General features: G+C 65.3%; 19 protein-coding genes and 1 riboswitch. Of the genes, 13 read left to right on the plus strand and 6 right to left on the minus strand.

Annotated features, from left to right (window positions below):
- Nucleotides 1-117 precede the first annotated feature (117 nt).
- From CXZ10_RS04480 to CXZ10_RS04505, 5 genes are all read left to right on the plus strand, one after another.
- The gene (locus CXZ10_RS04480) at nucleotides 118-972 is read left to right on the plus strand and encodes a S49 family peptidase (protein ID WP_244617076.1); all 855 of its coding nucleotides are present in this window, start codon (nucleotides 118-120) and stop codon (nucleotides 970-972) included.
- Nucleotides 973-1048: 76 nt separating this feature from the next.
- Entirely contained in the window at nucleotides 1049-1228 is a 180-nt protein-coding gene (locus CXZ10_RS04485) for a hypothetical protein (RefSeq protein ID WP_101287820.1), read from the plus strand.
- A 560-nt stretch (nucleotides 1229-1788) separates the two neighbouring features.
- Complete coding sequence (locus tag CXZ10_RS04495; RefSeq protein WP_101287824.1) at nucleotides 1789-2727, plus strand: glycine--tRNA ligase subunit alpha; 939 nt, start codon at nucleotides 1789-1791, stop codon at nucleotides 2725-2727.
- Between the two features lie 20 nt (nucleotides 2728-2747).
- Complete coding sequence (locus CXZ10_RS04500) at nucleotides 2748-3425, plus strand: HAD-IA family hydrolase (protein WP_244617075.1); 678 nt, start codon at nucleotides 2748-2750, stop codon at nucleotides 3423-3425.
- Between the two features lie 4 nt (nucleotides 3426-3429).
- Nucleotides 3430-4200 (plus strand): ATP12 family chaperone protein, encoded by a 771-nt coding sequence (locus tag CXZ10_RS04505; protein WP_101287827.1) that lies wholly within the window; start codon nucleotides 3430-3432, stop codon nucleotides 4198-4200.
- Between the two features lie 3 nt (nucleotides 4201-4203).
- On the opposite strand, the gene CXZ10_RS04510 is transcribed toward CXZ10_RS04505, so the two are convergent.
- The gene (locus CXZ10_RS04510) at nucleotides 4204-4752 is read right to left on the minus strand and encodes a GNAT family N-acetyltransferase (protein WP_101287829.1); all 549 of its coding nucleotides are present in this window, start codon (nucleotides 4750-4752) and stop codon (nucleotides 4204-4206) included.
- A 185-nt stretch (nucleotides 4753-4937) separates the two neighbouring features.
- Between CXZ10_RS04510 and secG the strand changes: the two genes are divergently transcribed.
- Both secG and CXZ10_RS04520 read left to right on the plus strand, forming a co-directional pair.
- Nucleotides 4938-5444, plus strand: coding sequence for a preprotein translocase subunit SecG (gene secG / locus CXZ10_RS04515; RefSeq protein ID WP_101287831.1), 507 nt, complete (start codon nucleotides 4938-4940; stop codon nucleotides 5442-5444).
- A gap of 197 nt (nucleotides 5445-5641) precedes the next feature.
- Entirely contained in the window at nucleotides 5642-7270 is a 1629-nt protein-coding gene (locus tag CXZ10_RS04520) for a CTP synthase (protein ID WP_101287833.1), read from the plus strand.
- A gap of 62 nt (nucleotides 7271-7332) precedes the next feature.
- Here the strand turns inward: CXZ10_RS04520 and CXZ10_RS04525 are convergent, their stop codons facing one another.
- The 3 genes from CXZ10_RS04525 to CXZ10_RS04535 are packed head-to-tail and all read right to left on the minus strand — an operon-like array spanning nucleotide 7333 to nucleotide 10462.
- Nucleotides 7333-8319, minus strand: coding sequence for a TRAP transporter substrate-binding protein (locus tag CXZ10_RS04525; RefSeq protein WP_101287835.1), 987 nt, complete (start codon nucleotides 8317-8319; stop codon nucleotides 7333-7335).
- A gap of 23 nt (nucleotides 8320-8342) precedes the next feature.
- A complete protein-coding gene (locus tag CXZ10_RS04530) occupies nucleotides 8343-10136 on the minus strand; it encodes a TRAP transporter large permease (protein WP_101287837.1) in 1794 nt (597 codons plus the stop codon).
- Entirely contained in the window at nucleotides 10133-10462 is a 330-nt protein-coding gene (locus CXZ10_RS04535; RefSeq protein WP_101288361.1) for an NIPSNAP family protein, read from the minus strand. Before CXZ10_RS04535 ends, CXZ10_RS04530 begins: the two co-directional genes overlap by 4 nt.
- A 48-nt stretch (nucleotides 10463-10510) precedes the next feature.
- A riboswitch (TPP riboswitch) is annotated at nucleotides 10511-10613 on the minus strand.
- 190 nt (nucleotides 10614-10803) lie between these two features.
- On the opposite strand from CXZ10_RS04535, the gene CXZ10_RS04540 reads away from it, so the two are divergent.
- From CXZ10_RS04540 to CXZ10_RS04550, 3 genes are read left to right on the plus strand one after another with little or no spacing between them, the layout of a single operon-like run.
- Nucleotides 10804-11970 carry an aminotransferase gene (locus CXZ10_RS04540; protein ID WP_101287838.1) on the plus strand — a complete coding sequence of 389 codons (1167 nt, stop codon included), beginning with the start codon at nucleotides 10804-10806 and terminating at the stop codon, nucleotides 11968-11970.
- A 4-nt stretch (nucleotides 11971-11974) separates the two neighbouring features.
- Nucleotides 11975-12997, plus strand: a complete 1023-nt coding sequence (locus CXZ10_RS04545; protein WP_101287840.1) for an asparaginase — start codon at nucleotides 11975-11977, stop codon at nucleotides 12995-12997.
- Nucleotides 12998-13026: 29 nt separating this feature from the next.
- Nucleotides 13027-13206 (plus strand): hypothetical protein, encoded by a 180-nt coding sequence (locus CXZ10_RS04550; protein WP_101287842.1) that lies wholly within the window; start codon nucleotides 13027-13029, stop codon nucleotides 13204-13206.
- A gap of 6 nt (nucleotides 13207-13212) precedes the next feature.
- On the opposite strand, the gene CXZ10_RS04555 is transcribed toward CXZ10_RS04550, so the two are convergent.
- Both CXZ10_RS04555 and CXZ10_RS04560 read right to left on the minus strand, forming a co-directional pair.
- Nucleotides 13213-14505 carry an MFS transporter gene (locus tag CXZ10_RS04555; protein WP_101287845.1) on the minus strand — a complete coding sequence of 431 codons (1293 nt, stop codon included), beginning with the start codon at nucleotides 14503-14505 and terminating at the stop codon, nucleotides 13213-13215.
- Nucleotides 14506-14545: 40 nt separating this feature from the next.
- The gene (locus CXZ10_RS04560; protein ID WP_180335858.1) at nucleotides 14546-14944 is read right to left on the minus strand and encodes a MarR family winged helix-turn-helix transcriptional regulator; all 399 of its coding nucleotides are present in this window, start codon (nucleotides 14942-14944) and stop codon (nucleotides 14546-14548) included.
- Nucleotides 14945-15281: 337 nt separating this feature from the next.
- Here CXZ10_RS04560 and CXZ10_RS04565 point away from each other — a divergent pair, with 337 nt between their 5' ends.
- The 3 genes from CXZ10_RS04565 to CXZ10_RS04575 all read left to right on the plus strand — a co-directional run bounded on the left by CXZ10_RS04565 (nucleotide 15282) and on the right by CXZ10_RS04575 (nucleotide 18863).
- Nucleotides 15282-16298: a substrate-binding domain-containing protein gene (locus CXZ10_RS04565; RefSeq protein WP_101287849.1), complete on the plus strand. Its 1017-nt coding sequence runs from the start codon at nucleotides 15282-15284 to the stop codon at nucleotides 16296-16298.
- Nucleotides 16299-16419: 121 nt separating this feature from the next.
- Complete coding sequence (locus tag CXZ10_RS04570) at nucleotides 16420-17922, plus strand: sugar ABC transporter ATP-binding protein (protein ID WP_101287851.1); 1503 nt, start codon at nucleotides 16420-16422, stop codon at nucleotides 17920-17922.
- Complete coding sequence (locus CXZ10_RS04575) at nucleotides 17919-18863, plus strand: ABC transporter permease (protein WP_101287854.1); 945 nt, start codon at nucleotides 17919-17921, stop codon at nucleotides 18861-18863. Before CXZ10_RS04570 ends, CXZ10_RS04575 begins: the two co-directional genes overlap by 4 nt.
- Nucleotides 18864-18872: the final 9 nt, after the last annotated feature.

The raw sequence follows: 18872 nt of genomic DNA on the forward strand, positions 1-18872 counted from the left end.
TCTGAAAGGCGCCTTCAGATTTCCTGCAACCGGCAACGGGAACAACGCCACCGTTTGAATCTCTTCGGTCCGCTTCCTACATGCGAGGCGACGAACCCTCCGCAAAGGAACCCGCCCTTGGTCGATCTCAGGTCCTGGCTGCCGCGACGGTTTCGCGGCGACGTGCCCGTCGTGCCGCTCGTTCGCCTGTCTGGGGCCATCGGCATGCCTGCTGCGCTAGGTCGCGGATCATTGTCGCTGTCCGCCATCGACGGCACGCTCAAGAAGGCGTTCTCGGTGACCGGGGCAAAAGCGGTGGCGCTCGCCATCAACTCGCCCGGCGGCTCGCCCGTTCAATCGCACCTGATCTTTCGCCGCATTCGCCAGCTTGCCGATGAAAAGAAGCTGCCGGTGATCGCCTATGTTGAGGATATCGCGGCGTCGGGCGGCTACATGCTGGCCTGTGCGGCCGACGAGATCGTCGCCGACCGCTCGTCCATCCTGGGATCGATCGGCGTGGTCTCGGCGACGTTCGGCCTCGACAAGGCCATAGCTCGCCTGGGCATCGATCGCCGCGTCTATACGGCCGGTACGCGCAAGGTGACGCTCGATCCTTTTCAGCCGGAGAACGGCGAGGACGTCGAACACCTCAAGACGCTGCAGCGCGACATCCATGCCTTCTTCATCGAGCTGGTGAGGGAACGCCGCGGCACCCGACTGACCGGTGGCGAAGAGCTGTTCTCCGGCCTCTACTGGGCCGGCGAGCGATCGGCGGCGCTCGGCTTGGTCGACCGGATCGGGACCGCCCATGACGATCTCGTCGCTCGTTTTGGCGAGAAGGTCGACATACGCCCGTTCGAGCCCGGACGGAGCGGCTTCCTGCGGCGCCGCCTGTTCGGTGCCACGGCGGGAGAAACGAGCGGCCTCGTGGACTTCGATGATGTTCTCGCGGCGATCGAACGGCGCAGCCTGTTCTCGCGCTACGGTTTGTGAACCCTTCACAGGAATTTGCGCTTGCCAGGAAACCGAGACGGTGGTCTCATGGTTTCGTCAGCAAAGGAGACAGGCCATGTCCCATCTGGTTGGATTAGCTCTCATCGGGGCCGGCATTTATGTCGTCGTTCGGGTGCTGAAGCGTGAGATGACGCGCGTGGCCGAGATTCTCCACGAGGCCAACGCTCAACCGGTACGCGTCGAGATCCGCATGGAGCGCGATCCGGTGACTGGCGTCTATCGCGAGCGGCGCTAGGCATTGCTTGCCTTTTGGTGGGTCTTCCACCGTGATCGAGCCCGGGGCCGAAGCGGATTGCTTCGGCCTTTTTCATGTCAGGCCTACGGTGGCAGCAGGTTCCCGGCGACGCGGCAGTCGGGCGCGCGGATCTTTCGGCTCCCGCGTTCAGGTTTCTTTTCGGAACAGACGACCTTCCACGTCAGACGTCCGACGGCATTCCTTTCATGTACCGTGCGGCAATAGCAGAGCTTGCCCACCGAAGCCGGCTCAACCTCTCTTTCCTGCTGACGACGATCCGGCTGGATCGGCTCGATCAGTTGGTGGCGCCTTTCGGCGGCGAAGGTCGAGGTCGCAGCAATCAGCGTGGCGAGGAAAGCCAGGGATAGGCGGAGGGGTCTTGATGTCATCGTCCTGTCCTGTGACGACATCAGCCAGTGGATGTCGTTTCTTTCTTGGACGATGGTCGCCGCTTTTCCGGGCGGCGTTTTGCGGTTGACGGGGCGAGGGGCGGCACCTAATTTCGCGCCCGATCCCGCCCGGCATCTGCCGGCGCTCCAGCCTTTTTCAGGTAGCTTCCGATGACCCAGACCGCCGACGTCAACGATCCCCGCCGCTCTTTCCAGGGGCTGATCCTGACCCTTCAGCGCTTCTGGGCCGAGAAGGGTTGCGTCATCCTGCAGCCCTACGACATGGAAGTCGGCGCCGGCACCTTCCACCCGGCGACGACGTTGCGCTCGCTGGGGCCGAAGTCCTGGAAGGCCGCCTATGTACAGCCGTCGCGCCGGCCGAAGGATGGCCGCTATGGCGAAAACCCCAACCGTTTCCAGCACTACTACCAGTTCCAGGTGATCCTGAAGCCGTCGCCCGAGAACCTGCAGGAGCTCTATCTCGAAAGTCTCGAGGCCATCGGCATCGACCTCAAGCTGCACGACGTGCGCTTCGTCGAGGACGACTGGGAGAGCCCGACGCTCGGCGCCTGGGGGCTCGGCTGGGAATGCTGGTGCGACGGCATGGAAGTCAGCCAGTTCACCTATTTCCAGCAGGTGGCTGGCATTGAGTGTTCGCCGGTGTCCGGCGAGCTCACCTACGGTCTTGAGCGCCTCGCCATGTATCTGCAGGGCGTGGACAATGGCTACGAGCTCAACTTCAACGGCCGCGACGGCGAGGACAAGGTCACCTATGGCGACGTCTTCCATCAGGCCGAGGAAGAATACTCCCGCCATAACTTCGAGTATGCCGACACCGACGTGCTGATGCAGCATTTCAAGGACGCCGAGGCCGAATGCAAGGCGCTGCTCGAGAAGGGCGCGGCGGCGACCGGCAACGACGGGCTGCACAAGTGCGTGCTGCCGGCCTATGACCAGTGCATCAAGGCCAGCCATCGCTTCAATCTGCTCGACGCACGCGGCGTCATCTCGGTGCAGGAGCGGCAGAGCTATATCCTGCGCGTTCGCGAACTGGCGAAGGCCTGTGGCGAAGCCTGGCTCAAGACGGCCGGCGGCGGCGCGCTGGCGTGAGCGGCGCGGGAAGCCCATCGATGATGCCGAAGCTCGTTCTGTTCGATTGCGACGGCACGCTGGTGGACAGCCAGCACATGATCGTGGCCACCATGACGGAAGCCTTCGCCAAGCTGGGCCACGCGCCGCCCGGCCGAGACGGCATCCTTTCCATCATCGGCCTGTCGCTGCCGGAGGCGATCGGGCGGCTCAATGCCAACCTGGACGCCATCAGCGTCGGCCTCGTCGCCGACGCCTACCGCGACACCTATCAGGCGATGAAGTTCCGCCTCGCCGAGACGGCGCCGCTTTATCCCGGTGCGCTCGATGCGCTGAAGGCGCTGACGAGCCGGGATGACGTGGTGCTCGGCGTGGTCACCGGCAAGTCGCGTCGCGGCCTCGATGCCATCCTGGAAACGCACGGGCTCACGAGCCTGTTTTCAGTCCTGCGCACCGCCGATGACGGCCCGTCGAAACCTCATCCCTTCATGGTGGTTGATGCAGTGGCTGCGCTTGGCGGTCATGTATCGCAGACGGTCGTGGTCGGCGACACCAGCCATGACATGCTGATGGCCCGAGCGGCCGGCGCTTTCGCGCTAGGCGTCAGTTGGGGTTATCACGGGCGAGACGAGCTTACGCAGGCGGGTGCCCAGGTGCTCGCCGACAATTTTGGCGACGTGCCGGTTCTTGCAATGAAACTCCTTGACGGGGAGGTGTGAACCGATGGCCGATCTCTTCGAGGACCTCGCCGCTTCCTTCGATCCGGTGCTGGCGACCGAGCGGGCACGCGCCAACGTGCAGCGCTTGCTGCCCAAACGCTTTTATAAGGTCGTGTCGGTCGAGCCGGTCGATGGACTTCATCGCGTGCTGCTCGATGGCAAGCCAGTGCGGACGCCGGGGCGCCACCAGCTCGCCGTCGCGTCGTTGCGCGCCGCCTGCGCCTTGGAAGCCGAATGGGCCGGGCAGGGCGAGTATGTCGATCCCATGACCATGCCGCTCACCCGCCTCGTCAACTCGGCGATCGACGGCGTATCGAGCGAGATCGACGCGGTGAAGGATTCCATTGCCGCCTATGCCGGATCCGATCTCACCTGCTATCGCGCCGGCGAGCCGCCGCGCCTCGACGAGCGGCAGCGCCTCGCCTGGGAGCCGGTGCTCGACTGGGTCAGGGAGCGGTTCGGCGTGCGGCCGGTCGCGACCATAGGCGTGATGGCGGTCACCCAGCCGCGAGAGCTCGTCACGGCGATCCGCGCCGCGCTGCCGGACGACGCCATCCGTCTTGCCGCCATCGAGCAGATCACCACGCTGACCGGGTCGGTGTTCCTGGCGCTGGCGCTCCTCGAAAAGCGTCTCCTGCCCGACGACGTCTGGCTGGCCGCCCATGTCGACGAGGATTGGAACGCCGAGCTCTGGGGTGTCGACAGCGAGGCGCGCCAGCGACGCGACTTCCGCCGGGCCGATTTTGACGCGGCGGCGTTGCTTCTTCTGGACTGATCCTCAACGTTGGAAATCGTCCCGCTTCAGGCGATAGAGCACATGCGGCCTTAAGGGATGATCCTCCGGCAGCTGCGGGTGCTGAAAGTCGTCGGCTGCATCGTGTGTCATGCCGAGGCTCGTCATCACCGCCTGCGACGGCAGGTTGGAAACTGCCGTGAAGGCGACGATTTCGGGGAGGCCGAGGACATCGAAGCCATGGGCGAGGGCGGCCCGCGCCGCCTCGCCGGCATAACCCTGTCGCCAGAACGCCTTGGCGAGCCGCCACCCCACCTCGACCGCCGGTGCGAAGGGGAAGGCGGGGTTCAAAACCTTCTGAATGCCGACCATGCCAATGAAGGCGTCGTCTTCCCGACGGCGCACGGCCGAGAAGCCATAGCCGTGTTCGCTCCACATGCCCTGGAGCCGCCCGACGACGGCGTTGCTTTCCTCGGTTGTCAACGTCTTCGGGAAGTAACGCATCACCTCGGTATCGGCGTTGAGCGCCGCAAACGGGGCAAGATCCTGCTCCGCCCAGGGAGCAAGCACGAGGCGCGGCGTGACGAGGATCATGGTCGGCTCCTTCCGGGCTGCCAGGGGCTTGTAACAAGGTGGCGGCTTTCCAAAATAAACGCCATAGAAAGGTGGAAAGGCCGCCGGCCTTCGTGTACAACGCCGCGGACTCGGACCGCACATGCGGTCGGTGTGCCCTTTGGCGCGTCCCCGGCCGGGATGCCCATCCAGAGTTTTGGGGTTACATGCAAACCGTTCTTCTCGTCATCCACCTGATGGTGGTCGCAGCCCTGGTGGGCGTCGTGCTCCTGCAGCGTTCCGAAGGCGGCGCGCTCGGCATTGGCGGCGGCGGTGGCTTCATGACCAGCCGCGGCACCGCCAATGTGCTGACCCGCACCACCGCCATCCTGGCGGCGCTGTTCTTCCTGACCTCGATCGGTCTGTCGATCCTGCCGCGCTTTACCGGATCGCAGGGCTCGATTCTTGACCGGGTACAGACGGCCCCAACCGCGCCGGCCGCCGACCAGCCGATCGGCACCGGCAAGGGCGGCGTCCTCGACCAGCTCAACCAGATGAGCAAGCCGGCGGCCCAGCCCGGCAACGCGCCGGTTGCGCCCGCGGTGGAGATTCCGGCCGCGCCGGCAACCCCGGCCCCGGCGACCGAAGCGCCAGCGGCTCCAACGACTGATTCGGCCCCCGCCGCTCCGGCGCCGGCCCCCTCGGCACCGGCCGCGCCCGCGCCGACGCCCTAAGGACGAAACCCGTCCGGCAGACAGCGGATAGAGACGGTCGCGGACTTCCGCGGCCGTTTTCGTGAGGCAGAACAATAGCTTGAAACGACGTGTCGACCGGTGGGTTAACGCCTTCCGGGACGGCCTTTTCGTTTTGTTTTGGAAAAACCGGTCGGCCCCCTCCCCAACGGGTCCGCGAAAAGATAGGTTGAAGGCCCATGGCGCGGTACATTTTCATTACTGGCGGCGTGGTTTCGTCCTTGGGCAAGGGGCTCGCGGCAGCGGCTCTTGCGTCTCTCCTGCAGGCGCGTGGCTACAAGGTTCGTCTCCGTAAGCTCGACCCCTATCTGAACGTCGATCCGGGGACGATGTCTCCGTATCAGCACGGCGAAGTCTTTGTGACCGACGATGGCGCGGAGACTGACCTCGATCTCGGCCACTACGAGCGCTTCACGGGGCGCCCGGCCAACAAGCAGGACAACATCACCACCGGTCGCATCTACCAGGAGATCATCGCCCGCGAACGACATGGCGATTATCTCGGCGGCACGGTGCAGGTGATCCCGCATGTCACCGACGCCATCAAGGCGTTCATTCTCGACGGCAACGAGAACTATGATTTCGTGCTCTGCGAGATCGGCGGCACGGTGGGCGACATCGAGGCGATGCCCTTCCTCGAGGCGATCCGCCAGCTCGGCAATGAACTGCCACGCCGGCATTGCGTCTACATTCACCTGACGCTGATGCCCTACATCCCCTCGGCCGGCGAGCTCAAGACCAAGCCGACGCAGCATTCGGTGAAGGAGCTGCGCTCCATCGGCATCCAGCCGGACATCCTGCTCGTTCGCTGCGATCGGCCCATCCCCGAAGGCGAGCGCAAGAAGCTGTCGCTGTTCTGCAACGTCCGCCAGTCAGCGGTCATTCCGGGCCTCGACGTCGGCACCATCTACGAGGTGCCGCTCGCCTATCACAAGGAAGGCTTCGACGACGAGGTGCTGGCCGCCTTCGGCATCGAGGCGGCGCCGGCCCCCAAGCTCGACCGCTGGCAGGGCATCGTCAACCGCATCAAGAACCCCGAGGGCGAGGTGAACATCGCCGTCGTCGGCAAGTACACGGTGCTGAAGGATGCCTACAAGTCGCTGATCGAGGCGCTGGTGCACGGCGGCATCGCCAACAACGTGCGCGTCAAGATCGAGTGGATCGAGAGCGAGGTGTTCGAGAAGGAAGATCCCACCCCCTATCTCGACCATGTGCATGGCATTCTCGTGCCGGGCGGTTTCGGCGAGCGCGGCTCGGAAGGCAAGATCCTGGCGGCCCGCTTCGCGCGCCAGCACAATGTGCCCTATTTCGGCATCTGCTTCGGCATGCAGATGGCGGTGATCGAAGCGGCGCGGGCATTGGCCGGCGTGGCGGACGCCTCGTCGTCGGAGTTTGGTCCGACCGAACAGCCGGTCGTCGGTCTGATGACCGAATGGCTGAAGGGCAACGCCCTTGAGAAGCGCAAGGCCGGCGGCGACATGGGCGGTACGTTGCGTCTTGGCTCCTACGAGGCGCACCTCGCCAAGGGGTCGAAGATCGCCGAGATCTATGGCTCGGAGATCATCCACGAGCGTCATCGTCACCGCTACGAGGTGAACATCGACTATCGCGAACGGCTTGAGTCCTGCGGCCTGTCGTTTGCCGGCATGTCGCCGGATGGCGTGCTGCCGGAGACGGTGGAGATTCCCGACCACCCCTGGTTCATCGGCGTTCAGTACCATCCCGAGCTGAAGAGCCGGCCGTTCGAGCCGCATCCGCTGTTTGCGAGCTTTATCGGAGCGGCTGTGGAACAGAGCCGCCTGGTTTGATGCCAGATGTCAGGTAAAAATCGGAAGCCGGCCGCCGCGAGGCGAGCCGGCTTTTTCGTTGTCTACAGGGCGGCGAGGGCCTTGATGCGCTCGATGCCGCCAACCTTCGGCGCCAGGGCGGTCCAGACACTTTCGGCTCCCTGCGCCCAGGAATCTCGATCTTCCGGGACGATTGTCTGACCGCCTGCCGCTTTTGCGGCTTCCATCGAGACCGTCTCGTCAGCCTGCATCAGTTCGTCGAAATAGGCAGATCCCTCCGAGATCGCTGCCGCGAACACGGTCTTCTCGTCGTCGGCGAGGCTGTTCCAGAACCCGGCCGACAGATAGACGGCGCCGGTCGCCCAGATGTGGGCGGTCTCGATGAGATAGGGCACCACCTCGTAGAGGCGGAAGCCGGCGTAGGCGGACTTGGTAAGATCCATCATGTCGACGACGCCGGTCTTCAAGGCGTTGTAGGTCTCGGTGATCGGGATGGGCGTCGGCAGGGCACCATAGGCCTTCCAGAGTTCGACGTGCAGCGGGCTCTGGATGACGCGGATGCGCTTTTCGGCCACGCCCTCCGGCGTCGTCACCGCTTCCTTGGCGAGCAGATGGCGCGCGCCGTAGTTGATGAAGCCAAGGGTGACGAAGCCCTGGCCGGTCAGCGTCTGCTTGAACTCGTCGCCGATCGGGCCGGAGGTGGCGCGACGGACATGGTCGCGGTCCCGGAAGACGAAGGGCAGGTCGAAGAGCTGTGTTTCCGGCACCCAGGCCGACAGTACCGACATGGTGGAGAGGCTGGCCTGGATGGAATCGAGACGGATGCCCTCGGCAACCTCCTTCTCGCCACCCAGCGCGGCGTTGCCGACGATGCGGAAATCGAAGCGGCCGGGGAGCTTGGCTTCCACGAGATCGCGCACCTTCAGCCAGATCTTGGTTTCCGGCTTGTCATCACCGAGCAGCGAGGCGACGGTCAAGGTGCGCGGCGCGGCGCGGGCTGGCCGGATGATGGACGGAAGGGCAAGAGCGGTGAGACCGGCGGCAAAGGCGCGACGGGTGAGAATGGGCATCGAGTTTTCTCCGAGGTTGGGTGTCAGACAAGCGCCCAAAGGGCGACGACGAGCGCCATCGCCGAGGTGGCGGCGACGAGAGTGAGGGTCAGCGGCAGCGCGGCCCGGAAAACGGCGCTGGCGGAGAGGCCGGTGATGCCGGCGGCGACGAACACCAGCACGCCGACGGGTGGTGTCAGCCCACCGATCATCAGGTTGATCGTGAGAATGACGCCGAAGGCCACCGGATCTATGCCGGCGGCGGTGACCGATGGCAGCAGCAGCGGTGCAAACAGCAAGATGCCGGGACCAACATCGAGCGGCCCGCCGACGACGAGCAGGATCAGGTTGGCGATCAGCATGATGGCCAGCGGATTGCCGCCCAAAGCCGTTACCCAGCCGGCCAGCGCCTGGGGAAGGCCGTCGATGGCCAGCAGGAAGACCAGCGGCGCCGATGAGGCGACGAGAAGGCCGATGGCGGCCGTCTCGCGCCCCGCCTGCAAGAAGGCTGCCCGGGTGGACCGACGGCCGCCCGGGCCGACCACCGCCGCGATGAGCGCGTAGACCGAGGCGACGGCGGCCGCCTCGGTGGGCGTGGCAATGCCGAGGCGAATGCCTAAGAAGACCACCAGTGCCAGGCCGAAAACCGGGATCGCGGCGGTGAAGGCGGCAAGGCGCTCCACCCGATGAACAATCGGACGCGTCGGGGTCTCGGTGGCAAAATGCAGCATCACGGCCATGGCCGCCGCCAGGATCAGACCGGCGACGAGCCCGCCCTCGAACAAGGCGCCGACCGAGAGGTTGGTGGCCGAAGCGAGCAGCAGGAAGGCGATCGACGGGGGGATGATGTTGGGCAGGACCGCCGTGGCGGCGACGATGGCCGCCGCCTTCTCAGGTTTGACGCCATCATCAACGAGAGCAGGCGCCAGCACCTTGGCGCCGAAGGCGGCGTCGGCGATCGATGAGCCGGACACGCCGGAGAACATAAGGTTGGTTACGAGCGTCGCCTGGGCCATGCCGCCGCGACGGTGACCAACCAGTGCCGAGGCGAAGCGGACGAGGCGGTGGGCCAGACCGCCGGCGTTCATCAGCATGCCGGCAAGCAGGAAGAAGGGAATGGCGAGCAACAGGAACTTTCCCATGCCCGACACCGTCTGCTGCACGATGGCCGCTTCCGGCAGTCGGGCGCCGAAGGGCACGGCAACGGCGAGCCCGACCAGCAGCGAGTGGACGAACGGCGCGCCCGCAGCGAGCGCAAGACAGGCGGCGAGGCAAGCAATAAGGCTCGGCGAGACCACCGGCACCAGCACCGGCAGGTGGGGCAGGGCGGCGAGGCTCATTCCGCCTGCGACAGTCAAAGCGGTCAGCCAAGAACGACTGCCGGCGACCGATTTCAGCACCACTTGCCCCGCTGCCAACCCGCCACCGATCGCTACCGGCCAGAAGCGCCAGCTTTCGGGAATGCCGAGAGTGGGCGACGTTCCGCCGATCAGCGCTGCCACCTTGCCGGCGCCGAGCGTCAGGACCAGAGCCGCGGCGAGCGTGATGGCGTCAGAGGCCACGTCGGCGATCGCTCGCGCCCTTGGACCAAGGCGGCGGGTTGCCACGTCGATCCGCATGGCGAGTGGTCCGCTGGCGCAAAGCGGCAAGCCGAGGAAGACAAGCGCCGTGTGGAGGAGAATGCCGAGATCCTCGGTGGCGACGAAGCCGGTTGAGAAGAGGTAACGCAGCAGCGTGGCGCCGAACACCAGCACGAGCAGCGCCGCGAGAACAACCGCCAGCAGACCGGCAAGTACCCGGTCGATCGCCCGGGAAAGGCGTGCCGCGATCGTCCTCATGGTGTCCCCGAGCCGCCGAGCGGCGAGAACCACGTCGGCTTGAGGATGCGGCTGCGCATGGCCTGTACCAGGGGCGCCGCCTTGGCGCGGAAGGCCTGCCAGGCAGGGTCGGCCTCCATCGCGGCGCGCCGGCGTTCTCGGTCGGCAAGATCCTCGTATTGCCAGATGTGGACGACGTCGTTGACGGTGCCGATGTCCTGGGTGAACCAGCCGATCAGCATACCGAGATGGCCTGTTTGAATCGCCATGCCCTCGCGGACATAGAGATCGAGATAGGTGCCGACATGCGCCGGCTCGATGGTGTAGGTACGTTCGTCGAGAATCATGGTCGTTCGGCCGTCGTTGGAATGGCGGGCGGCGGAACGCGTCAGGCGAATGTCTGCATGGCTCTATCCCTCCGCCGGCATGACCCGGATCAGGTTCGTCGGGTTGGAGAAACTCCTCTCAGCCCCGGATGGGGCACCCCGTGAGATGCAAGGAGCTTAGCCGGATGAGGCGTGATGCGCCATAGGCAAAGACCTCAGGCCGAGCCATGCGCCGGGAAAATCACTTGAGGTGCCACGTGGCGCCGATCGCCCTTTGAACTCGTCTCGGATTATCCGAAAACCGGTTTCCACTTTTCGGCCCGATGCTTTAGGGTCGGGACGTTTTCTGCGATTGATTAGCGATGAAGCCCACCAACCCCATCTTCACCGGCCTTCCCACCACCATCTTTGAGGTGATGTCCGGCCTTGCCCGCGAGACCGGCGCCATCAACCTCGGTCAGGGCTTTCCGGATATCGACGGTCCCGAAGAGGTGCGGCGCGCGGCAGCGGAAGCCTTTCTAGCCGGCCCCAACCAATATCCGCCGATGATGGGCCTGCCGGTCCTGCGGCAGGCAGTCGCGGCGATCAACAAGCGCTTCTATGATCTGAACATCGACTGGCAAACCGAGGTGATGGTGACGTCGGGCGCCACCGAGGCGCTCGCCGATGCCATTCTCGGTCTCGTCCGTCCCGGCGACGAAGTGGTGCTGATCGAACCGCTCTACGACAGCTACCTGCCGATCGTCCGGCAGGCCGACGGCATTCCCAAACCGGTGCGCATCGCGCCGCCGACCTGGGAACTCGACCCCCAGACGCTGGCCGCCGCCTTTTCGGACCGAACCAAGGCGATCCTGATCAACACGCCGATGAACCCGTCCGGCAAGGTGTTCTCGCGCCAGGAACTCGATCTGATCGCCAGTCTCTGTCTGAAGCATGATGCGGTGGTGATTTCCGACGAGGTCTACGAGCATCTGGTGTTTGATGGCGGGCGGCACGTCTCGCCGATGCAGCTTCCCGGCATGCGTGACCGCGTCGTCCGCATCGGCTCGGCCGGCAAGACCTTTTCGCTGACCGGCTGGAAAGTAGGGTATGTCACAGCCGCACCCGCCTTGATGGAACCGATCGCCAAGGCGCATCAGTTCGTCACCTTCACCACGCCGCCGGCACTGCAGACGGCCGTCGCGCACGGACTTTCATTGGGCAATGACTATTTCGACGGGTTCATCGCCGGGCTGCAGGCAAAGCGCGACCGTTTGTCGAAGGGCCTTTCGGCGCTCGGCTTTTCGGTTCTGCCTTCGGCCGGCACCTATTTCATCGTGACCGACACCGGGCCGCTCGGCATGGATGACGATGCCGAGGCATGCCTGAGGATGACGCGCGAAGCCGGCGTCGCGGCTGTGCCTGTTTCGGCTTTCTATGTTTCCAACCCGCCGAAGCGGTTCATCCGCTTCTGTTTTTCCAAGCGCGACGAGGTGCTGGACGAGGCCGTTGCCCGTCTCGCCGCCTGGATCGACAAACAGGGACAATAGGTCGATGGAGAATCCGGTTCTGGTCGAGGTGACGCGCGGCCCCATCGTCGAGAGCTTTCACCGCGGATCGGTGGCGATCGTCGATGGCGACGGCCGCTTGGTTTTCGGTGCCGGCGACATCGAGCGACCGAGCTTTCCGCGTTCGGCGGTGAAGCCGTTCCAGGCGCTGTCCTTCCTGGAGAGTGGCGCAGCCGATCGCTTCGGTTTCGGTGATGCGGAGATCGCCCTTTCCATGGCATCGCACAGCGCCGAGCCTCGACACGTCGAGACAGCCAGGGCAATGCTTGCGGCGGCGGGTCTCGACGAGGGGTGCCTTGCCTGCGGTCCCCATTGGCCGGGACGGCACGATGACCAGGGCGAACTGCATCGGCGAGGTGAGAAGCCCGGCCGCATCCACAACAACTGTTCCGGCAAGCACGCTGGCTTTCTTTGCACCTGCGTCGTCATGGGCGCGGACCCGCGCGGCTATGAAAAGGCTGAACATCCGGTGATGCGCGAGGTGATCGCCGCCGGTGCCTCGATGACCGGCACGCCGCATGCCACCGATATCTGCGGCACCGACGGGTGTTCGATCCCCACCTTCGCCGTGTCGCCGCGGGCGCTGGCCCATGGCTTTGCCCGCTTTGTGACGGGCGTCGGCCTCACGGCCACGCGGGCCCGGGCGGCCGAGCGGTTGAGGCTCGCGGCGGCGGCCGAACCCTTCATGATCGCCGGCACGGGGCGCTTCTGCACGCGGGCGATGACGGCGCTCGGCAACCGCGTCCTGGTCAAGACCGGCGCGGAAGGCGTGTTCATTGCGGCGATCAAGGAGCTCGGCCTCGGCGTTGCCCTCAAGATCGACGATGGCGCCACTCGAGCCTCCGAAGCGGTGATGGCTCGAATTCTGATCGATCTCTTGAAACTCACTCCCGATGATGCGGGTTATGCCGAGATGCAGGACCTCGCCAATCCCCCAGTGAAGACGTGGGCGGGCGACAAGGTCGGCGAAATCCGCGTGACTGAAGCGCTTGATGGCGTTACGGGCTGAGCGGCAAGGCAGGGACGGAGGGTGGTCTGATGGGCGAGGTCGTCAAGCTCGACAAGAAGGCGCGTGAGGCGCGCAGAAAGGCCGCGGCTGCACGGGAGGCCGGTGGAAACGCGTCCGGCAGCCGTGCCTCGGGAGGCGGCCGGCCGGTCGTTGCCATTGTCGGCGGCCTGATCCTCGTCTTGATGATCGGCGTCACCTTCTTCCTGTGACTCAGCTCAGGCGGCCTGCGGCAGCGGTGCCGCTGGTTCGCGCTTGCGCTCGATGGTGAGGCAAAGCGCCGCCGCCACGAGGCAGAAGCCGCCGGCCACCACCAGCGCCGGCACGTAGCTTTCAAGGTCGGTACGGCTCCAGCCGGCGCCATAGGCCGCGGTGGCCGCGCCCAGCTGGTGGGCGGCGAAGACCCAGCCAAAGACCAGGCCGGCCTTCTCGGCGCCGAAGCGCTCAGCGGAGATCTTGACGGTAGGCGGCACCGTTGCCACCCAGTCGAGGCCGTAGAAGACGGCAAAGCCGGCGAGCAAAAGCGGATCGAAGCCGGTCAGCGGCAGATAGAGCAGCGACAGGCCGCGCAGGCCATAATACCAGAACAGCAGCCAGCGATTGTCGTAGCGATCCGACAGCCAGCCGGAGAGCAGCGTGCCGGCGAAGTCGAACAACCCAACGAAGGCGAGGAATCCGGCCGCACTGACCGGCCGGATGCCGTAATCGCCGCAAATCGACACCCAATGGGTCTGGATGAGGCCGTTGGTGGACAGGCCGCAGACGAAGAAGGTGATGAACAGCACCCAGAACACATAGGAGCGCGCGGCGTCGCGCAGGCCGACGATTGGCGCCGATACCAGCGTCAAGAAACCCGTCGTGTGGGCCGGAGCCGGCTGGTGCGTGCCGCCGAGCGGCGCAAGGCCGACGTCAGCCGGCCGGTCGCGCATCAGGACGAGCACGCCGACGAGTGCGATAGCGAGCAGGACCACCACGAGGCCAAGGGCGGTGCGCCAGCCCCAGGCCTCGGTGGCGGCGGCAATCACCGGCAGGAAGATGAGCTGCCCAGTGGCGTTGGACGCCGTGAGCAGGCCGACAACCAGACCACGCCGACTGACGAACCAGCGAGTCGCCACCGTGGCGCCCAGCACCTGCGCGGTCATGCCGGTGCCGAAACCGATGACGAGGCCCCAGAACAGCATCAACTGCCAGAGTTGCGTCATGGTGACGGAGAAGCCGAAGCCGGCGATGATCAGGAAAAGTGCGGTGACGACGACACGGCGGACGCCGAAGCGGTTCATCAGCGCTGCCGAGAACGGGCCCATCAGGCCGAACAGCACCAGGCGGACGGCGAAGGCGGTAGAGATGTCGGAGTTCTGCCAGCCGAACTCTGCTTCGAGCGGCCGCAGCATGACGCCCGGTGCCCCAAGCGCTCCGGCCGTTGCCAGCATGGTGACGAAGGTGACGGCGGCCACCACCCAGCCATAGTAAATGTTGCGACGGGCAAAGAAGGCCGGAAGGGCGGTCGTCATCGGCGGTCTTTCAAGGAAAAGGGATGGGAGAAAAAGCGAACTACAGGGCGTCGGAGAGGGTCGTGAGCGCGACGATCTGATCCGGGGCGAGCACGGCCTCGATCTCGGCCTGCGCTGCCCGCCAATGCGGAGCGGCGGCGGCAAAGCGCTGTCGACCGGTTTCCGTGAGCTTCAGCATGCTGCGACGACCATCGCCGCAACTGCATTCCGCAACGAGATCGTGTTTCTCGAGCACCTGGGCATTGCGGCCAATCGTCGAGCGGTCAAGATCGCAGGCGGCGGCCAGTTCGGAGATCGACAGTTCACCGGCGCGTTCGATCTTCTTCAAGAGTTTGTACTGGGCGAGCGTCAGCCCGACCTCGGCGAGGTGCCGATCGTAGATGGCGGTCGTCTTGCGCGCCGCCGTCCTCAGGAGATCGCAATAGCAGGGTGAGTCCATAACGCGGGTATATACCCCTATTGAACTTGCGGCAAGTCCTTGCGCATGCCGGACTGTCGGAACACCGATGTCATCCCGACGATTATCTCTATGGCACTCGGCAAGGGCAGCATAGGCCTCAACGTCGCTTCCCATGGTTGCGGATTCTCTGGCCAGCTATAGGCGAAAGGGCTTATTGACGGAGAATGTAACCGGTTACATCATCGCTTCGGGCAGAGAGGGCCCAGGGATTGTTCCGGCCAAGGCGATTGCCATGGAGCGAAATCCCGGAGGAGCGATACCAAGCGACAGGCCGACGGGCCGGAGGGCCGGTTCGCGGCGCGTCAGGGAGGCGACAATGAAATCAGTTCTGTTGGCGGCCGGCATCGCCGTGGCCGCGGTCAGCGCGGCGTCGGCGGCCGAGACCTTCACCATCGGCCTGTCGAACGGCTGGGTCGGCAGCGAGTGGCGCACCCAGATGATCGAGGAGGCGCAGGCGGCCGCCAAGGCGTGGGCCGACAAGGGCGTCACGGTCAACGTCGTGGTGCAGTCGGCCAACGTCGACGTGCAGGGCCAGATCGGCAACGTCCGCAACTTCATCAATCAGGGCGTCAACGCCATCATCATCAACCCGAACAGCCCGACGGCCTTCGACCCGATCTTCGCCCAGGCCAAGGCCAAGGGCATCCTGGTCGTCGCCACCGACGCCGAGGTGTCGTCCAAGGACGCCATCTACGTCGGCATCGACCAGAAGGGCTGGGCGATGAAGTCGGCCGAGTGGCTGGCCAATGCGTTGGGCGGCAAGGGCAATGTCGTCACCATCAACGGTGTCGCCGGCCATCCGGCCAACCAGATGCGCGTCGAGGGCTATACGGAAGTCTTCAAGAAGTTTCCGGACATCAAGATCCTCAACGAGGCCAACGCCAACTGGGATCAGGCGCAGGGCCAGCAGACGGCGCAGACGCTGCTCGCCACCTATCCCGACATCAACGGCATCTGGGTGCAGGACGGCATGGCGGCCGGCACCTGGCGCGCCATTATGGCGGCCGGCAAGCAGAAGTCCATCGTCGCCACCGGCGAGATCCGCAAGGACTTCATGGACCTGTGGTCGAAGGAGGGCCTGACGTCGGGCGCGTCCGTCAATCCGCCGGGCGTGATGGCCTCGGCGCTCAATGTCGCGGTTCTGAAGCTTCAGGGCAAGGAGTTCAAGGATGACGTATTCGGTGGCGTCTATGGCAACGCCATCTACATCCCGATCCCCTTCGTCTCCAATGACAACCTCGCGGAGAAGCTGAAGGAAGCCGAAGGCAAGCCCGGCTACTGGTCGGTGACCGACGTCGTGTCGATCGACGACGCGGCCAAGTTCTTCAAGTAAACTCCTGAACGGGCCGGCCTGTCTTCCTCCCGGGACCGGCCCGTCCTTTTCCCTTCGGCCCGGCGTGCGCTGTTCATGCGTGCGACTGCGCTGTCTTGCCGATCCGATCCGGATGCGACCGATGCAACCAATCCTCCGCGCCCGCGACATATCCAAGAGCTTCGGCGCCGTGCGTGCGCTCGAGAAAGCCCGCCTGACGGTGGAGCGCGGCGAGATCCACGCGCTGCTCGGCGCCAACGGCTGCGGCAAGTCGACGCTCTGCAAGATCATCGCCGGAACCGTCGCCCTCGACAGCGGCGAGGTGCTGATCGATGGCGAGGCAGCGGCACTCGGTTCGCCGCGCCTTGCCGAAGAGCAGGGTGTGGCGTTGTTCTACCAGGAACTGTCGCTGGTGCCGCAGCTTTCGCTCGGTGAGAACATCTTCCTCGGTCGCGAACCGCGCAATGCCCTGGGCTTTACCGATCGGGCGGCCATCCAGTGCGAGACCGAGGCGCTGATCGCTCGCGTCGCCGCCGTGGCCGGTACCGGATTCACGCCGGATGCCCGCGTGTCGGATCTTTCGCCCGATCAGCGCCAGCTCGCTGAAATCCTGAAGGTTTTGGCGCGCAAGCCGAAGATCATCATCTTTGACGAGGCGACGGCGACGCTCGATCGCAGGCAGGTGGAGGTGTTCTTCGACATCCTGCGCGAGCTCAAGGCCGAAGGCGTCTCGTCGATCTTCATTTCGCATCGCATGGACGAGGTGTTTGCCATCGCCGATCGCATTACCGTGATGCGCAACGGCGAAACGGTGGCAGAGTTTTCCGCCGCTGAAACCGATCGCTATGCAGTCGTCTACGCCATGGTGGGCGAGACCGGCGCCATCGCCGCATCGGTCCGCGACCACGAGCCGCTTGAGGGCGATGCCCGCCTCGTCGTGGACGGCGTCAGGTCGACCCGGCTCGGGCCGGTGTCCTTTGTGGCGAAGCGTGGCGAGATCCTGGGGCTTGGCGGCTTGCAAGGGCAGGGGCAGAAGGCGCTGCTATCAGGCCTGTTCGGCGCCGAACCGTTCCACGTCGGGCGCGTCACGCTCGACGATGTCGACGTCACGGCCCGCCGGCCGGCTGACGCCATCGCCCACCGCATCGCCTATGTCTCCGGCGACCGCGGGCGCGACAGCGCGCTGCCCGGCCGCTCGATCCTGGAGAACACCGCCATCGCCAGCCTGGTGCGAGAGAAGCGGCACGTCATTCCCGGAGCACAGTTTCGCGAGCGTTTTGCCGACGTGCTGACCGGGCTCAACACCCGCTATGCCGGTCTCGACGCGCCGATCGGCTCGCTGTCGGGCGGCAACCAGCAGAAGGTGTTCATTTCGCGCTGGCTGTCGCCGGCACCGGGCCTCTTGCTGCTCGACGATCCTACCAAGGGCATCGACCTCGGCGCCAAGGGCGACTTTTATCTCCTGGCGCGCAAACTCGCCGACGAAGGGGCGACCGTGATCATCTATTCGTCAGAGGACAGCGAACTCCTCTCGCTCTGCGACCGCGTCCTGGTGCTGAACGGCGGCGTCATCACCGCCGACCTCCAGGGCGATCGGCTGACGCCCTTCGAGTTGACGCGCGCCTCCTATGGAGATGCGGCATGAGCGGCCTCGGCAAACTCGGCGGACGCGCCTGGCTGGTGACGGCGGCGGCGCTTCTCGTTCTCCTCATGGTCAACGCTGTGCTCCAGCCCAACTTCCTGGAGCCGTCAGTCATCCAGTCCAATCTCACCACCTTCCTGCCGCTGGTGCTGGTGGCGATCGGCCAGACCTATGTCATCCTGGGCGGCGACATCGATCTGTCGGTTGGCGCCATCGTGGCGCTCGTCAATGTCGTCACTGTGACGGTGATCGCTGCGCTCGGCGGTGAGGGCACCGCCGTCATTGTCGGCCTTCTCGTCGGCATGGGGGTCGGCGCCGGCTCCGGCCTCGTCAACGGCCTGATCATCGCCGGCCTGCGCTTTCAGCCGATCGTCACTACCTTTGCGACGTCGATCGTCTTCTCGGGTCTTGCCCTCTGGGTTCTGCCGCAGGCGGGCATGCCGGTACCCGAACCCTACTGGCGCACCTATGCCGGCACGATCCTCGGCGTGCCCACCGTCTACGTCATCTATCTCCTTGCCTTTCTTCTTGCCGCCTTTTTGGCTGCCCGGCCGTTCATGATCCGCCTCAAGGCTGTCGGCGGCCTCAGGACAGCCGCCTTCCAGACCGGCCTCGACCTCGGACGGTTGAGGGTTTCCGCCTTCGCGCTGTCCGGCCTCTACGCCGCCTTCGCCAGTCTCTGCCTCACCGGCGAGACCGCCAGCGGCGATCCGCTGATGGGGCAGACGCTGGCCATGTCGGCGATTTCTGCCGTGGTTCTGGGCGGCACCGCACTGGCCGGGGGCGTCGGCGGCGCGCTCGGCTCGGTGCTCGGTGCCTGGGTGGTCGGGATGATCGGTTCGGTGATCTTCTTCGCCGGCCTTCCGTTCGAGTACCAGACGCTGGTGCAGGGCCTCATCATTCTCGCCGCGCTGGCCGGCGGCGTCCTCGTCACCCGGCGCTGAGGAGAAAGC

The organism is Pleomorphomonas diazotrophica, assembly GCF_002844595.1.
GTDB lineage: Bacteria > Pseudomonadota > Alphaproteobacteria > Rhizobiales > Pleomorphomonadaceae > Pleomorphomonas > Pleomorphomonas diazotrophica.

Bases quoted from the DNA above. Each gene is read 5' to 3' on its own strand.
- CXZ10_RS04485 (WP_101287820.1), top strand. From the start codon at position 1,049: ATGTCCCATCTGGTTGGATTAGCTCTCATCGGGGCCGGCATTTATGTC.
- CXZ10_RS04495 (WP_101287824.1), top strand. From the start codon at position 1,789: ATGACCCAGACCGCCGACGTCAACGATCCCCGCCGCTCTTTCCAGGGG.
- CXZ10_RS04500 (WP_244617075.1), top strand. From the start codon at position 2,748: ATGATGCCGAAGCTCGTTCTGTTCGATTGCGACGGCACGCTGGTGGAC.
- CXZ10_RS04505 (WP_101287827.1), top strand. From the start codon at position 3,430: ATGGCCGATCTCTTCGAGGACCTCGCCGCTTCCTTCGATCCGGTGCTG.
- CXZ10_RS04510 (WP_101287829.1), bottom strand. From the start codon at position 4,752: ATGATCCTCGTCACGCCGCGCCTCGTGCTTGCTCCCTGGGCGGAGCAG.
- secG (WP_101287831.1), top strand. From the start codon at position 4,938: ATGCAAACCGTTCTTCTCGTCATCCACCTGATGGTGGTCGCAGCCCTG.
- CXZ10_RS04520 (WP_101287833.1), top strand. From the start codon at position 5,642: ATGGCGCGGTACATTTTCATTACTGGCGGCGTGGTTTCGTCCTTGGGC.
- CXZ10_RS04525 (WP_101287835.1), bottom strand. From the start codon at position 8,319: ATGCCCATTCTCACCCGTCGCGCCTTTGCCGCCGGTCTCACCGCTCTT.
- CXZ10_RS04530 (WP_101287837.1), bottom strand. From the start codon at position 10,136: ATGAGGACGATCGCGGCACGCCTTTCCCGGGCGATCGACCGGGTACTT.
- CXZ10_RS04535 (WP_101288361.1), bottom strand. From the start codon at position 10,462: ATGATTCTCGACGAACGTACCTACACCATCGAGCCGGCGCATGTCGGC.
- CXZ10_RS04540 (WP_101287838.1), top strand. From the start codon at position 10,804: ATGAAGCCCACCAACCCCATCTTCACCGGCCTTCCCACCACCATCTTT.
- CXZ10_RS04545 (WP_101287840.1), top strand. From the start codon at position 11,975: ATGGAGAATCCGGTTCTGGTCGAGGTGACGCGCGGCCCCATCGTCGAG.
- CXZ10_RS04550 (WP_101287842.1), top strand. From the start codon at position 13,027: ATGGGCGAGGTCGTCAAGCTCGACAAGAAGGCGCGTGAGGCGCGCAGA.
- CXZ10_RS04555 (WP_101287845.1), bottom strand. From the start codon at position 14,505: ATGACGACCGCCCTTCCGGCCTTCTTTGCCCGTCGCAACATTTACTAT.
- CXZ10_RS04560 (WP_180335858.1), bottom strand. From the start codon at position 14,944: ATGGACTCACCCTGCTATTGCGATCTCCTGAGGACGGCGGCGCGCAAG.
- CXZ10_RS04565 (WP_101287849.1), top strand. From the start codon at position 15,282: ATGAAATCAGTTCTGTTGGCGGCCGGCATCGCCGTGGCCGCGGTCAGC.
- CXZ10_RS04570 (WP_101287851.1), top strand. From the start codon at position 16,420: ATGCAACCAATCCTCCGCGCCCGCGACATATCCAAGAGCTTCGGCGCC.
- CXZ10_RS04575 (WP_101287854.1), top strand. From the start codon at position 17,919: ATGAGCGGCCTCGGCAAACTCGGCGGACGCGCCTGGCTGGTGACGGCG.